The 14078-nt window shown below is 64.2% G+C and carries 11 protein-coding genes; 5 read left to right on the top strand and 6 right to left on the bottom strand.

The genetic code is table 11. The annotated features are described in order from the left end of the window. Positions 1–29: 29 nt before the first annotated feature. Positions 30–2546 (bottom strand): penicillin-binding protein 1A, encoded by a 2517-nt coding sequence (locus B5J99_RS09585; RefSeq protein ID WP_054133399.1) that lies wholly within the window; start codon positions 2544–2546, stop codon positions 30–32. A 215-nt stretch (positions 2547–2761) separates the two neighbouring features. Continuing rightward, the gene (locus tag B5J99_RS09580) at positions 2762–3973 is read right to left on the bottom strand and encodes an N-acetylmuramoyl-L-alanine amidase (RefSeq protein ID WP_236823426.1); all 1212 of its coding nucleotides are present in this window, start codon (positions 3971–3973) and stop codon (positions 2762–2764) included. A 590-nt stretch (positions 3974–4563) separates the two neighbouring features. Here B5J99_RS09580 and B5J99_RS09575 point away from each other — a divergent pair. Continuing rightward, a complete protein-coding gene (locus tag B5J99_RS09575; RefSeq protein WP_117352278.1) occupies positions 4564–7494 on the top strand; it encodes an Rne/Rng family ribonuclease in 2931 nt (976 codons plus the stop codon). Positions 7495–7603: 109 nt separating this feature from the next. Here B5J99_RS09575 and B5J99_RS09570 read toward each other — a convergent pair whose 3' ends face one another. Then, on the bottom strand, positions 7604–9073 hold the full coding sequence (locus B5J99_RS09570; RefSeq protein WP_117352277.1) for a hypothetical protein: 1470 nt from the start codon (positions 9071–9073) through the stop codon (positions 7604–7606). Between the two features lie 156 nt (positions 9074–9229). Here B5J99_RS09570 and B5J99_RS09565 point away from each other — a divergent pair, with 156 nt between their 5' ends. Continuing rightward, on the top strand, positions 9230–10237 hold the full coding sequence (locus tag B5J99_RS09565; protein WP_117352276.1) for a D-alanine--D-alanine ligase family protein: 1008 nt from the start codon (positions 9230–9232) through the stop codon (positions 10235–10237). Here the strand turns inward: B5J99_RS09565 and B5J99_RS09560 are convergent, their stop codons facing one another. Together B5J99_RS09560 and B5J99_RS09555 are read right to left on the bottom strand one after the other, a co-directional pair. Continuing rightward, positions 10238–10585 carry a helix-turn-helix domain-containing protein gene (locus tag B5J99_RS09560; protein ID WP_054133404.1) on the bottom strand — a complete coding sequence of 116 codons (348 nt, stop codon included), beginning with the start codon at positions 10583–10585 and terminating at the stop codon, positions 10238–10240. It abuts the gene before it with no gap. Further along, a complete protein-coding gene (locus B5J99_RS09555) occupies positions 10566–10856 on the bottom strand; it encodes a BrnT family toxin (RefSeq protein WP_211337808.1) in 291 nt (96 codons plus the stop codon). Before B5J99_RS09555 ends, B5J99_RS09560 begins: the two co-directional genes overlap by 20 nt. A gap of 154 nt (positions 10857–11010) precedes the next feature. On the opposite strand from B5J99_RS09555, the gene B5J99_RS09550 reads away from it, so the two are divergent. The 3 genes from B5J99_RS09550 to zapE all read left to right on the top strand — a co-directional run bounded on the left by B5J99_RS09550 (position 11011) and on the right by zapE (position 13456). Continuing rightward, positions 11011–11793, top strand: coding sequence for a succinate dehydrogenase iron-sulfur subunit (locus tag B5J99_RS09550; RefSeq protein ID WP_054133405.1), 783 nt, complete (start codon positions 11011–11013; stop codon positions 11791–11793). Between the two features lie 158 nt (positions 11794–11951). Beyond that, positions 11952–12329 carry a PaaI family thioesterase gene (locus tag B5J99_RS09545; RefSeq protein WP_245991584.1) on the top strand — a complete coding sequence of 126 codons (378 nt, stop codon included), beginning with the start codon at positions 11952–11954 and terminating at the stop codon, positions 12327–12329. After that, positions 12326–13456 carry a cell division protein ZapE gene (gene zapE / locus B5J99_RS09540; RefSeq protein ID WP_117352275.1) on the top strand — a complete coding sequence of 377 codons (1131 nt, stop codon included), beginning with the start codon at positions 12326–12328 and terminating at the stop codon, positions 13454–13456. Before B5J99_RS09545 ends, zapE begins: the two co-directional genes overlap by 4 nt. Before the next feature lie 106 nt (positions 13457–13562). Here the strand turns inward: zapE and B5J99_RS09535 are convergent, their stop codons facing one another. Then, positions 13563–14054 carry a hypothetical protein gene (locus B5J99_RS09535; RefSeq protein WP_054133407.1) on the bottom strand — a complete coding sequence of 164 codons (492 nt, stop codon included), beginning with the start codon at positions 14052–14054 and terminating at the stop codon, positions 13563–13565. Between the last annotated feature and the right edge of the window lie 24 nt (positions 14055–14078).

Genomic DNA, 14078 nt, shown 5'->3' with positions numbered 1-14078 from the left:
TCAATGCTTTTGGTAGAGTGACCGCGAAATCAGTAAATTCCGCCCTGCTGCTGCAGGAATTCGCTGTCGCTGCGCGGGCGTGCTGCCGGACCGGCGCGCTTCTGCACCGCCTTGACCGCTGCCATTTCCTCCTGCCGGATGGTGCGGCGTGGCTCGGTCTCGGGCTTGAACGCTTCCCAGATCACTGCGGCCTTGGCCTCGTCGCCTGGCCAGGCGCCATAGACCCTGCGGCCCGACCGGCGATCGATGCGGACCATGCGCGTGCCCGCAGGCGCGCGGAATTCGGTCACCGGCATGTCGGGCAGCACCTGTTTGGCGAACTGCTTGAACACCGGCGCGGCCAGCCTGCCGCCCTGGGCATAGCCGCCCATGCTGCGCGGCTTGTCGAAGCCCAGATAGATGCCCGCCACCATATCGGGGGTGCCACCTACGAACCACACGTTGGTGGGTCCGCTCGAGGTTCCGGTCTTGCCGAACATCGGGCGCTTGAGGTCGGCAAGGTTGGTCGCGGTGCCGCGCGTAATCACGCCCTCGAGCATGTGCACCACCTGATAGGAGGTGATCGGGTCGATGATCTGGCGTCCGCGCGGGGTATAGCGCGGCATCGGCTTGCCATCCCATTTGGCCATGTTGCAGCCCTCGCAGGTGCGCGGATCGGAGCGGAAGATGACCTTGCCGCGGCGGTCCTGGACATAGTCGATCATCGTGGGCTTGAGCTCGCGGCCGTGGTTGACCAGCATCGAATAGGCGTTGGTGATCTTCATCACCGTGGTGTCGCCCGCACCCAGCGCGATCGAGAGATAGGGCTTGTAGTCGCCGATGCCGACCGCCTTGATGGTTTTCACCACATTGGTCATGCCCGCATCATTGGCGGCGCGCACCGTCATCAGGTTGCGCGACTGTTCGAGGCCCCAGCGCATCGTCTGCGCGCCCGCGCCCGCCGATCCGCCGAAGTTGCGGAAGCATTTGTTGCCGAGGCTGGCCGACTGATAGACGCAGAAGGTGCCATCGACGATCTGGGTCGCGGGCGTCATGCCGTTGTCGAGCGCGGTCGCATAGACGAACGGCTTGATCGTCGAGCCCGGCTGGCGATCGGCCTGGGTCGCGCGGTTGAACGGGCTGATTTGCGAATCGAAGCCGCCCTGCATCGCATAGACCCGGCCCGAGCGCGGGTTCTGCACGACCATTCCGCCCGAGATTTCGGGCACATTGCGCAATGCGTAGGTGTCGCCCGCCATCGGCGCCACGGCGATGATATCGCCCGGCTTCATCGAATCGAACGCGGTGCCGCCAACACGCTTGCGCGGCATGGTCGCGGTCGAGCGCGGCAGCACGCCCTTGTCGCCATTGGCAAAGCCGATTTCGGCGGCACTTGCGGACTTGTCGATCACCACCGCAACGCGCCAGTTTTCATAATCGATGTCGATATAGGTCGAGGCGAGCGTGGAGGCCCATTGATCGCTCATCTCGATGGTGTTGAGCGGGCCGCTCCAGCCGCTGCCGCGGTCATAGCGCAATAGCGCATCGCGCAGCGCCTCGGTGGTGGCCTTCTGCATCGCAGGGTTGAGCGAGGTGCGCACCCACAGCCCGCCGGCATAGACGCTGTTCTTGCCGTCCTCGGCCTTCTCGCCGAACTTCTCGACCAGCTGGCGGCGGACTTCCTCGACGAAATAGCCGCCGATCTTCTCATAGCCGTCACCCGTTCGCGCAATGGTGCCCAGCGGTTCGGCTTGCGCCGCAGCCATCTGCGCTTGCGTGATCCAGCCATTGGACTGCATCGCGCCCAGCGCCCAGTTGCGCCGCTCCAGCGCGCGTTCCATGTGCACTTCGGGCCGATAGTTCGACGGCGCCTTGGGCAGGATCGCGAGATACGCGGCTTCGTGCAGCTTGAGCTCGCCGACGTCCTTGCCGAAATAGGCGCGCGCCGCCGCCTGCACGCCATAGGCGTTGCGGCCGAGATAGATCTCGTTGAGGTAGAGCTCGAGGATTTCCTGCTTGGTCAGCACATCCTCGATGCGATAGGCCAGGATCGCTTCCTTGATCTTGCGAGTGATCGAATATTCGTCGCCCAGCAGCAGGTTCTTGGCGACCTGCTGGGTGATCGTCGATCCGCCGCGGGCGCGCTGGCCCGACCCGATCTTGGTCACATAATCGAACACCGCTGAGGCAAGGCCCGGATAATCGAGACCGTTGTGCGAGAAGAAGTTCTTGTCCTCTGCCGACAGGAAGGCCCGGATCAGCGGCAGCGGATAATCCTTGTATTGCAACTGCACCCGGCGCTCGCGCGCATAGCTGTTGATGATCTCGCCATCGACACCGCGCACCATGGTGGGCAGGTCGGGTTCGTAATCGATCAGCGTATCGGCAGACGGCAGATCGCGCGCGAAGATCACCCAGATCAGGAAGATGCCGACCAGCGCGGCAGCCAGCAGATAGGCCGCCCAGCGCACCCAGCGCTTGGTCCACGCATCGCGCATCGAGGCCAAGGCCCCGTCTCCGCCGCGCCGCACGCTATAGGCGATATCGCCGTTCTCACCCTCGCTCATGCCAGCGCGGTTAGCACATCATTCCTGAATAATGCCAGAGCGGATTGGACGGCACGAGACGGGTCGGGCCAGAGCGGCAGATCAGCCTGCTGCCCGCCAATCATTCCTTGTCATCGTCACCCCCGCACACGCGGGGGTCCCTCGTCCTTTCGTCACGGCGAGCAAAAGCGGGATTCCCGCCTTCGCGGGAATGACGGAAGCGGGATATAATGCCCTCAGCGCGACGCCAGCTTGCGGGCGAAGAACACCGTGATCGCCTGGCTGACCGACTCCGCGATCCGGCGGCGATAACCCGACGAATTGAGCAAAGCGACATCGTCGGCATTGCTGACATAGCCTGTCTCGAGCAGCACCGAAGGGACATCGGGGGCCTTGAGCACCATCAGCGAGGCGAAGCGGTGGGAATCGGTGCGGAAGTTCATCTTGTCGTCACCCTCGCGCCGCAACAGCCGGGCAAAGTCTGCCGACAGGTTCATCGTCTCGCGCTGGGTGAGATCGATCAGGATCGACGAGACATCGGAGGGTGCATCGGCCAGGTTCACCCCGTTGAGGATGTCCGCCTTGTTCTCGCGCGCCGCAAGCCGGGCGGCCTCGCGATCGGAGGCAACCTCGGACAATGTATAGATCGTCGCGCCACGCGCGGTCTGCGAGGCCGCGGCGTCGGCATGCACCGAGATGAACAGGTCCGCCCCCAGCCTCCGCGCGATGCCATAGCGTTCCTGCAGCACCAGGAAGCTGTCGCTGTCGCGGGTCAGCGCCACCCGCACCCGCCCGCTCTTGAGCAGTTCGTCGCGGATGGCCTTGGCGATCTGCAGCGTGACCTTGCTTTCGTGCGTGCCATCGTGCGGGCTGATCGCGCCGGGGTCATGCCCGCCGTGCCCCGCATCGATCACCACCAGCGGGCGGGACTTGTCGTTGGGCCCTTCGATCCTGGGCAGCGGCGGCGCCTTGGCGGGCTTGGGCAACGGGATGCGCACGCTGTAGCGGCGCGGCGGCGGCTCCGCGCGAAACTGCGCGGGCGGCACGAACGACTGGCGCGAGGCGGAAAGCACGCCGCGCAATTGCGACGAGCCCACCTCTGCCACCGAGAGCGTGAGGCTGCGGCCATCTTCGGAGAAGGTGCCCGAACTGATCATTGCGGGCCGATCGAGATCCAGCACGATCCGGGCGGTGTCGTTGTCATACTGTGCCATGCGCACGGTGCGGAACAGCCCGGTCTGGTTGAGCGCGCGCGATCCTGCGGTCGCGCCCTTCACATCGATGGCGATGCGGTCGGGCCCGCTCAGCACGAAGCTGCTCGCGCTTTCGATGACATCGTTGAAGTGGAGCACCACCTGGTTGGCGCGCACCTCGACATCGGACACCTCGCCTGCCTGCGCGGGCAGGGCACATGCCATCGACGCGCAGATGGAGGTGAGCCACAGCATGCGCCTCTTATGCCCCCGGCGCGATTGTCCGGTCCAGTGCAATTTCATGTTCCCCGGATTCCTGCCTGTGTGCTTGATGAAGACAGGATTAGGGTTAAGCGGGAAAAACCCTGTGAAACGATCTGGTTAACAGGAATTTCAGCATGATTGGGCGGGATGCTGCATGATCAGATGGCGCGCATGCGATTGTGCGTTGCAATATTAGTCGGCTCCCCGCCTTGACGAGCTTTTTGTTGCTGTATTCACAAAGCGATGCTAGCAAAGCTATGCGGCTCATTGGCTTAACACGCCATGCCCGCATTCAATGACAGCATTGCGGACGCATTTCGCCCCCGGTGCCGTATCATCAGGTTGACGCTTTATGGGTTTGAATACCGCCTTTTCCGCGACCCCGCTTTCGGGCGGTTGGCTGCGGAAAAGTGTTGCGGCCAGTGCGCTTGACGCCCTGCGAACCTGTGAAGCAGACACAATCCTTCTTGCAACAACCAGTTTGCGCAACGCCCCGGATCTCCGGGGTGGCAGCGCCCTAACAAACAGAAGCGCAGCGACCCGGCCGGTTCCGCCCGGTGCGCGCGCACGGAGAATATTGAATGACAACGCGCATGTTGATCGATGCGCGCCACCAGGAAGAAACCCGGGTGGCGGTGCTCAAGGGAAACCGGATTGAGGAATTCGATTTCGAATCTGCCGAACACAAGCAGATCAAGGGCAATATCTACCTTGCCAAGGTAACACGGGTCGAACCTTCGCTGCAGGCAGCGTTCGTCGACTATGGCGGCAACCGCCACGGCTTCCTCGCCTTTTCCGAAATCCATCCCGACTACTATCAGATTCCGCGCGAGGACAAGATTGCCCTGCTCGCGGAAGAAGCCCGTCACGCCAAGGAAGAAGCCGACGCGCTTGCTGCCGAGGAAGAGGCCGATGATGCCGCGGGTCATGGCGAGGACACCGACTACAATGACGGCCTGTCCGACGACGGCCTGATCGAAGCCGATGACGAGCCCATCGTCGCCGAAACCCTGTCGGGTGACAGCGATGGCGAGAGCGAAGGCGAAGGCGACAGCGAGTCCGACTCCGAAGGCGAAAACGCCGAGGACGCGCGCGAGAGCGATGGCGAAGGCAACGGCAACGGCCGCAATTCGGGTCGCCGCAAGCGTCGCGATGGCCGTGGCGGCAAGGCCAAGGCCAGCGACGAGGCGCGCACCAACCGCATGGCGCTGCGTCGCCGCTACAAGATCCAGGACGTCATCCAGCGTCGCCAGGTGATGCTGGTGCAGGTCGTCAAGGAAGAACGCGGCAACAAGGGCGCCGCGCTCACCACCTATCTCTCGCTCGCAGGCCGCTATTGCGTGCTCATGCCCAACAGCGCGCACGGCGGCGGCATCAGCCGCAAGATCTCGAACGCGTCGGACCGCAAGCGTCTGAAGACAATCATCGCCGAGATGAAGCTGCCCACCACGATGGGCTGCATCGTGCGCACCGCCGGCCTTTCGCGCACCAAGCCCGAGATCAAGCGCGACTTCGACTATCTCGCACGCCTGTGGGACGAAATCCGCGAAAAGACGCTGAAGGCGTCGGCGCCCGAGATCATCCACTCGGACAGCGATCTGATCAAGCGCGCGATCCGCGACATCTACAACCGGGATATCGAGGAAGTGCTGGTCGAAGGCGAAGCGGGGTACCGCGCCGCCAAGGACTTCATGAAGCTGCTGATGCCCAGCCATGCGCGCCGGGTGAAGAGCTATGCCGACCCGGTGCCGATGTTCCAGCGTTACGGCGCCGAGGACCAGCTGTCGGCGATGTACGAACCGGTCGTCCAGCTCAAATCGGGCGGCTATCTGGTGATCAACCCGACCGAAGCGCTCGTTTCGATCGACATCAACTCGGGCCGTTCCACCAAGGAACACGGCATCGAGCAGACCGCGCTCAGCACCAACCTCGAGGCCGCTCGCGAAATCGCCCGTCAGTTGCGCCTGCGCGACATGGCTGGCCTTGTCGTCATCGATTTCATCGACATGGAATATGGCAACAACGTCCGCAAGGTCGAGAAGGCCATGCGCGATGCGCTGAAGAGCGACCGTGCGCGCATCCAGGTCGGGCGCATCTCGGGCTTCGGCCTGATGGAAATGAGCCGCCAGCGCCTGCGCACCGGCGTGCTCGAGGCATCGACCCGCACCTGCCCGCATTGCGACGGCACCGGCCTGGTGCGGACCGCATCGTCGGCGGGCCTGTCGGCGCTGCGTCTGCTGGAAGAAGAGGCCGCGCGCGGCCATGGCAGCCTGATCACGCTGCGCACCAGCCAGGAAGCATCGATCTACGTGCTCAACAACAAGCGCCGCGATCTCGCCGAGATCGAGGAACGCTTCGGCGTGCGCATCGAAATTCTGCCCAATGGGGAGAATGAAGGCGCGAAGATGGAAGTCACCGCCAGCGGCCCGCGTCCGGAAAAGACCGTCACCTTCCAGCCGATCATCGATGACGATGACGACGAGGAAATCGAAGACGAGATCGACGAGATCGAGGAAGAGGAAGAAGCAGCGCCGCGGCGCGGCCGGGGTGATCGCGGAAATCGCGGCAACCGTGGCGATCGTGGCGACCGCTCCGAGCGTGGCGAGCGGGCAGACCGTCCGGAACGTGCTGATCGCCCCGAACGCGCAGATGGCGAAGAGCGGACCGAACGCGCGCCTTCGCAGCGCACGGCCGAGGAAGGCGAAGGCGGTCGCTCCAAGCGGCGCCGCCGCCGTCGCGGCAAGCGCGGCAAGCGCGATGGCGACACCGCTCTCGACGAGAACGGCCAGCCGGTTCAGACCGAAGCCTCATACGACAATGGCAACGAGGCGGATTTCGCCAGCGAAGCCGGCGCCGAGGCAACGGGTGAAACCGACGACCAGCGCGAAGACACCGGCACAGACGACGCGACCACTGCCACGGACGATGGCGGCGAAGCGAAGCCCCGCCGTGCGCGGCGCGGTCGTCGCGGTGGTCGTGCCCGCAAGGGCGGCGAAGGTGATACGGGCGGCGATGCAGCGGACGAGGCATCGAGCGATGCCGAAGCCGGCGGTGCATCGGCCGACGAGGCTGCACCCATGATCGAAGCGTCACCGGCCAATGCCGATGTCGCGATCGCGGATGCTGCACCCGAGACCGAAGACGCCGCTGAAGCGCCTGCCGAGAAGCCCAAGCCCAAGCGCAAGTCTCGCGCCAAGAAGCCGGCAGCCGAAGCAGAAGCTGCGACCGAGGTTGCCGCAGAGCCCGAAGCTGCTGCAGCATCCGAGGCCGACACGGAAGCGGCACCGGAAGCTGAAGCCAAGCCCAAGCCCAAGCGCGCACCCCGCAAAAAGGCTGCGCCCAAGGCCGAAGCGCCGTCCGAAGCGGTGACAGACACCGCACCTGCGGCCAAGGCTGCGGATGATGCGGACGCACAGCCGGTAGCTCAGGCGGCTCCTGCGGCAGGCCAGCCCGCTGCGGAAAGCAACGAGCCGACGCGTCGCGGCTGGTGGCAGCGCACCTTCGGCAACTGAGCCTGAGGCACAAATGATCGATTGGCGGTCGTTCCCGGACATATCCGGGAACGACCGCCGATGATCGCCTTTCAATTCATGATTTCAGCCCATCGGGCCGGGCAAGGCGTCAGCCCAGCGCAGCGCGCGCGGTGCCGAACGCCTGGGCGATCGCGCCCATATCCTGTGCCAACGCGCGTTCGGCAGCATCGGCGGGCAGCGCGGCCAGCGCCACGATCTGCGGCATGGAAATCCCCACGCGCAGCGTCCCGCGGACCTTGCCCGCCATGTCCAGCCCCTGGAACCGCGCGCATTTGACCGGCTGACCCAGCCGCACCGACGCCGCCATCATCGCCATCTGGATCGCGGTGGCACGTTCGAAATCGATCGCGCCGCTTTCGCCGCTGAGGTCTATCGTGGTCAGCGTGCGCATCTCGATCGGGTGGCTGCCCGCCTGCTCGCGATCCCCAATCGGATAGGGCAGCACCCGCGCCCCGCCGATGCGCTCCACCAACTGCAGCGATGCGGTGCGGAACAGTTCGATAATCCGGGCGACATCGCTGAACGCTAGCGCCTGGAAGCGCTCGAGTTCGAACAGCGCCGCCTCGAGACGCACCGTGAGCCCGGCATTGCCGCCATCGGGGAGCTGATCGGCACCCGCCCAGCGGGCTGGCAGTTCTGCACGGCGGAAGATCGTCGCCATCCCCTCGCCCAGCGGCGCGATGCGCGCGGCGATCACCTGCGGCACCAGCGCGAAGCCCGAGAACGGCGCCCCGCCCATGAACTTGGATCCGGTGAGCAGCACCACTGCGCCGCGCGTCAGATACGCCGCGATCGCCGCGCTGGTGATCCGCGCCTGGCACGCGTCGACGACAAAGCCGATGCGGTTCCCATAGCGCGCGATCAGCGCGTCGATGTCGTCGAGATGCGGCAGGATAAGCCCCGTCTTCGACCCGTGCACCACGTGCAGCAGCGGGAACTGATCGTTCGCCAGCGCGCGCTCGATCTCGCTGCGCATGCCAGCGACGATAACGCCGCTGTCGAAGGCATCACCAAAGCCGTTGCGTACCGAAATTTCGGTGAGCGACACAGGCGCCAGCCCCGGCACCGGCGTGCCCTTGGTCGTCGGTACACCCAGGGCGGTCTGTGCGGCGAAATACTGGCCGTGCGCGCTCAGGATGCAACCGCTGCCGACCTCGTCCGCGCCCAGCAGCACATTGTGGATGCCGCCGCGCGCGCGCCCGGCAAAGGCCTGCAGCGCGATGTATTCCAGGTCGGTGCCCGATGCGGAAAAGGCGATGTCGGTGCCCGATGGCAGGCTGTAGGCCCTGGCGAGCCGCTCGCGCACTGCATCGAGATGCCGCGCATAATCGGCGCCTGCCATGTCCGGGGTGATGCCGTTGTGCGCGACGAATGCGGTGAGGTGCTCGAACGCCGACGCAGAAATGTCGTTCGCGGTCGATGACGCATAGGTCACCGTCTGCCGCGGGAACGGCGAGGAGTGATATTTGTTGGTGCCATCAGCATGCGCCGGGACGATACGCTCGTCTCCGCCCAGCGTCAGAAGGTGGCTTACAGCCTTGTTTGGTTCGTGTTCCATCAAACGGTACTTTCGCTGCGCCCCCGAAGCGGATATGGGCGCGCCTATAGGGGTGTTGGCCGCAATGGCAAGTTGTCTTGGGTCATTCGCCCTGCCTGAAGGAACCCCGGCCCGGGCTGCTGGCCCCCGGATGAACAACGAAAGTGTGCCTTTTCAGTGACCCAATACCCTGCCCCGCTCACCATCGATGCCAAGACGCGCGAAACGCTGAAGGTCCTGTTCCTCGCCAAGCATGCGCTGGGCGATGGCTCGCTACACCCCGAGGACGGCAACCACGCGGTCTACCACAACGAGGTGCGCACCATCCTGGAAGGGCTATTCGACAACCTGCAGGTGGGCAACCAGTACGCGATGCTGTTCGATCCGCCTGAGGTCGACTTTGTCTTCTCGCTGCTCAACCGCGGCGGGTTCGTCAATTCCGAGATGCTGGTGCCCTTGCTTTGCAACCGCAGGAACCTGCCCTATCTCGGCGGCAGCCCGATCCTGCGCGGCCTGTCCGATGACAAGCATCTCTCCAAGCTGGTGGCGCGCGCGCGCGGCCTGCCGACGGCGGACTGGGCGATCTATCGCAAGGGCGGCCCGGTCGACGAGAAGCTCTGCCCGATGGCCGAGCGCATGGTGATCAAGCCCAACGCCTCGTCGGCGAGCTGGGGCGTGCGCGACGCGGGCGACTGGGCCGGCGTGCGCGACGCGGTGGCCGCGATCCACGAGGAAGGCCATGACGCGATCGTCGAGCCGTTCCTTACCGGCAGCGATGTCGAGGTGCCGGTGGTGACCATCCACGGCAAACCCGTGATCCTGCCGATGATGCTGTTCGAGCAGGCCGATCCGACCCATCTGCGCACCTATTGGGAAAAGCGCGATCTGGTCGAACGTGCCAGCAAGTACGAACTGGTCGACTTCGATGGTTCGCCCTTCGAGGCCGCCATCGCCGGGCACACCGCCAACCTCGCGCAGGAGTTCGTGCCGTTCGACTATGGCCGCTACGAGTTTCGGCTGGACCAGGACAAGGGCGAACTCAACTTCCTCGAGGTCAACCTCAACTGCAACCTGTGGTCGCAAAAGGTCTTCGGCCGCTCCGCCGTCCGCGCCGGATGGACCCAGGAACAGCTGATCGAGACGATCGTCGCAGAGAGCCTGCGGAGCCATGGGCTGATGGGGTAATCACCCCAAGGCGCGCAACACCGCCTCAGGCTCTCCCTCGATCACCGCAAGATAGGCAAGCAACGCGCTGTCGGCGCGCGTTCGTCCCTGTTCGAGATCGCGCAGCCGGGCGATGTTGATCCTGTAGGTGTCAGCAAAGCGTTGCTGGCTGAGCCCTGTCCGCGCGCGGACCGACCGCACCCTGCGCGCGGATGCCAGCCGTGCAAGCTCCTCTTCCGTGAGTGGCAGATTGTCCGGGTCGCTCAGCGCCTGTGCGGTCAGATCGGCATCGGTCATCGCATCAAGCCGCGCTGCCGTGTCGGCATCCAGAACGGGTGGGTGCGCAGGATCAAGCTTGAAACGTGCCATATCGTCTTTGTTCCTTTCCATTGCAGCGCCTTGCGGAGATGATGCGGATCGAGTTTGGCCGCTCGGTATACACCACCGCGAACAGTCGCTGCTCGATCATGCCCACGGTCTTGCGGCGCTCTTCGCCATCCTCGCTGCGTGACACGTCGAAATCCACGCGATCCGCATCGAGAAAGACGCGCACTGCATATTCGAAGCCGATGCCGTGCTTGGCGACATTCGATGACGCCTTGTCATCGTCCCAGTCGAATTTCAGCGCCGGCCCCATCATTCGACTATACGGCTTTTCCGTATAGTCGTCCAGCGTGCAACATCACAAGCTTGGCAAGCCGCACCTTTTTCGCACCCGCTCCCCTTCTGCCGTTGAGCCTGCGCGCTAAAGTGTCTATCTAGGCGCTGGACGCACAGATTGACGAGGGATTTCCATGGCTACCTTTACGCTTCCGGCGAACAGCAAGATCACTGGCAAGGGCCAGGCGTTTCAGGCGAAGACCGGGGGCCGGACCAAGAAATTCAAGGTCTATCGCTATGATCCCGACAGCGGCGAGAACCCGCGTTACGACACGTTCGACATCGATCTGGACGATTGCGGCCCGATGGTGCTCGACGCGCTGATCAAGATGAAGTCCGAGCAGGACTCGACGCTGACCTTCCGCCGCTCGTGCCGGGAGGGGATCTGCGGCTCGTGCTCGATGAACATCAACGGCCGCAATGGCCTGGCCTGCACCACCGCGATCGAGGATTGCAAGGGCGAGGTGCGCATCACCCCGCTGCCGCACATGGACGTGATCAAGGATCTGGTCCCCGATTTCAGCCATTTCTACGCGCAGTATGCCTCGATCCGCCCCTGGCTGCAGACCGTGACGCCGGTGCCCTCGGGCAAGGAGCGGCTGCAGTCGCCCGCCGACCGCGCCAAGCTCGACGGCCTTTACGAGTGCATCCTGTGCGCGTGCTGCTCGACCAGCTGCCCGAGCTACTGGTGGAACTCGGACAAGTTCCTGGGCCCCGCCATCCTGCTGCAGGCCTATCGCTGGCTCGCCGACAGCCGCGACGAGATGACCGGTGAGCGGCTCGACGAGCTGGAAGATCCCTTCCGCCTCTATCGGTGCCACACGATCATGAACTGCGCCAACGTCTGCCCCAAGGGCCTCAACCCCGCGCGCGCGATCGCCGAGATCAAGAAGATGCAGGTCGAACGGCACGTCTGACCGGTTTGATTGTCCCTCTCCCGGTGGACGCAGACTCGCCTTTGGTTCTGGACGGCGTATTGCCTGATGAATTTGCCCTCGGACCAGACCCGGACCACCCGGGCTGGATGCGGTGGGAGCTGCGAGAAAAAGGCCGCTACAACAGCACTCTGGGGCCGATGTCGGTGATGCAACGCGCGGACGGCACCGTCGTCGTGCGCACCGTCCCCGGCCACCTGCAAGGCAACCTTGCCGACAACGTCCATGGCGGCGCGATCCTGACCCAGGTGGATATCTCGATGTTCGTCTGCGCACGGCTCAACGGATCGCTGCGCGAAGGCCCGGGCGTGACGCTTGACCTCAGCACACACTTCGTGGGCGCCGGCAAGGTGGGCGTACCGATGGACTGCGAGGTCGAGATCATCAAGGAAACCGGGCGGATGCTGTTCCTGCGCGGACTGGTCAAGCAGCAGGGCATCAGCATCTGCGCTTATACCGGCACGATCCGCAAGATGCCGGGTCGCAAGATCGGTGCACGCAGCGGATCACCGTCATGACCGGCACGCTCGCCCGCTATGACGCGCTGGTCACCGCAGGCGAACTGCGTCCCGATCCCGACCAGCGCGCCGCCGCGGTACGATTGCAGGCAATGCAGGATGCGCTACAGGCCGTGCCGCCGCGTGGATCGCTGCTGTGGCGACTGATGGCGATGCAGCCCCAGCCGCAGCCGGTGCGCGGGCTCTACATGTTCGGCGGCGTCGGGCGCGGCAAATCGATGCTGATGGACCTGTTCTACGAATCGGTCGATATCCAGCGCAAGATCCGCGTCCACTTTCACGAGTTCATGCAGGACATCCACGCGCGGCTGCGGGTCGAGCGCGACAAGATGCAGGGCGATCCGATCCCGCCAGTGGCAAAACAGTTCAGCGACAATTACCGGCTGATCGCGTTCGACGAGATGGTGGTCAACAACTCTGCGGACGCCATGATCATGTCGCGGCTGTTCACCGCGATCATCGAATCGGGCGTCACCGTTGTCGCCACCTCCAACCGCCCGCCGGACGACCTCTACAAGGACGGGCTCAACCGCGAGCATTTCCTGCCCTTCATCGCGCTCATCAACCAGCGGCTCGACGTGCAATCCTTGAACGGCCCGACCGACTACCGGCTCGAGCGCCTTTCGGGCACCAATACCTGGCACGTCCCCAACGGCCCCGCCGCCACAGCTGCCCTGCGCGAAGCCTTCTTCCGGATGACCGATTACTCGCCCGATGATGCCGCGCACGTGCCCAGCGGCGAGGTTGCGATCAGCGGCGGGCGCAGCATCCACGTGCCCAAGTCGCTGAAGGGCGTTGCGGTATTCTCGTTCAAGAAGCTCTGCACCGAAGCCCGCGGCGCGCCCGACTATCTCGCCATCGCGCGGCGCTACCACACCGTGTTCCTGGTCGGCATTCCGCAACTCGGCCCCGAAAACCGCAACGAGGCCGCGCGCTTCGTGACGCTGATCGACGCGCTCTACGAGATGAAGGTCAAGCTGATCGCGTCTGCCGATGCCGAGCCGATGGACCTTTATTCGAGCGGCGACGGAAGGTTCGAGTTCGATCGCACGATCTCGCGGCTGATGGAAATGCAGTCGGACAGCTACCTCGCGCTGGGGCACGGCGAGCGGGCTGGGGCGGGGTAGCGTGCGTTAAGCGGACGGCTGGTTTTGGGGTACGCTGGAACAGGGTCTGGAGGCTGGCGCTGGGTGGGAAACGGAAACCCTGCTTTCGGGTTCACCGAGCCGGAAATCAGCCTTTCGGATTAATGATCGGCGCGCCCTGCTTCTTGGCTGTAATCCGATCATGGACAACTCCCGTCTCGATGAGCTCCGGCCTCGAATCTGCCCATACTTCATATAGCGTGGAGGCGAGTTGAGCGACGCCCGATATGTCGTGCACATGCTCACCCTTCAGCTCATATGAATAGCGAGCATCGACAAATAGCTTCGAAAACCCAGGAAGATCTCCGGCGAGTTCCTGACCTTGATGGCGCTCGGCGTAGCGCGCCGCGATTTTCGCCCTAGTCGGCGAATCCAGTTGCTCAAAAAGTCGTGTGTGGTCGTGTCCGCGAGCGTCTTTCCCTTCTGCAACCAGCAAACCTTTGAGGTAGATCTCAACCACGAATGCAAGCAAGACGAGGCTAGGTTGGAAAAGGAAAGCCTGCCCCTCCCCGCGAAACTCCAGACATCTAAGCGCGCATTCGTGATAGGCTCGACCATGACGAAAGATCTGATCCGTCATCGGCACCGGTCCTCGTTCGCGAAC

It is taken from the genome of Blastomonas fulva (assembly GCF_003431825.1).
Lineage (GTDB): Bacteria > Pseudomonadota > Alphaproteobacteria > Sphingomonadales > Sphingomonadaceae > Blastomonas > Blastomonas fulva.
This window is presented reverse-complemented; position numbering and strand designations above follow the sequence as displayed.

Excerpts from the sequence above, each read along its gene's own strand:
- B5J99_RS09585 (WP_054133399.1), bottom strand. The coding sequence starts at position 2,546 with ATGAGCGAGGGTGAGAACGGCGATATCGCCTATAGCGTGCGGCGCGGC.
- B5J99_RS09580 (WP_236823426.1), bottom strand. The coding sequence starts at position 3,973 with ATGCTGTGGCTCACCTCCATCTGCGCGTCGATGGCATGTGCCCTGCCC.
- B5J99_RS09575 (WP_117352278.1), top strand. The coding sequence starts at position 4,564 with ATGACAACGCGCATGTTGATCGATGCGCGCCACCAGGAAGAAACCCGG.
- B5J99_RS09570 (WP_117352277.1), bottom strand. The coding sequence starts at position 9,073 with ATGGAACACGAACCAAACAAGGCTGTAAGCCACCTTCTGACGCTGGGC.
- B5J99_RS09560 (WP_054133404.1), bottom strand. The coding sequence starts at position 10,585 with ATGGCACGTTTCAAGCTTGATCCTGCGCACCCACCCGTTCTGGATGCC.
- B5J99_RS09555 (WP_211337808.1), bottom strand. The coding sequence starts at position 10,856 with ATGATGGGGCCGGCGCTGAAATTCGACTGGGACGATGACAAGGCGTCA.
- B5J99_RS09550 (WP_054133405.1), top strand. The coding sequence starts at position 11,011 with ATGGCTACCTTTACGCTTCCGGCGAACAGCAAGATCACTGGCAAGGGC.
- B5J99_RS09545 (WP_245991584.1), top strand. The coding sequence starts at position 11,952 with ATGTCGGTGATGCAACGCGCGGACGGCACCGTCGTCGTGCGCACCGTC.
- zapE (WP_117352275.1), top strand. The coding sequence starts at position 12,326 with ATGACCGGCACGCTCGCCCGCTATGACGCGCTGGTCACCGCAGGCGAA.
- B5J99_RS09535 (WP_054133407.1), bottom strand. The coding sequence starts at position 14,054 with ATGACGGATCAGATCTTTCGTCATGGTCGAGCCTATCACGAATGCGCG.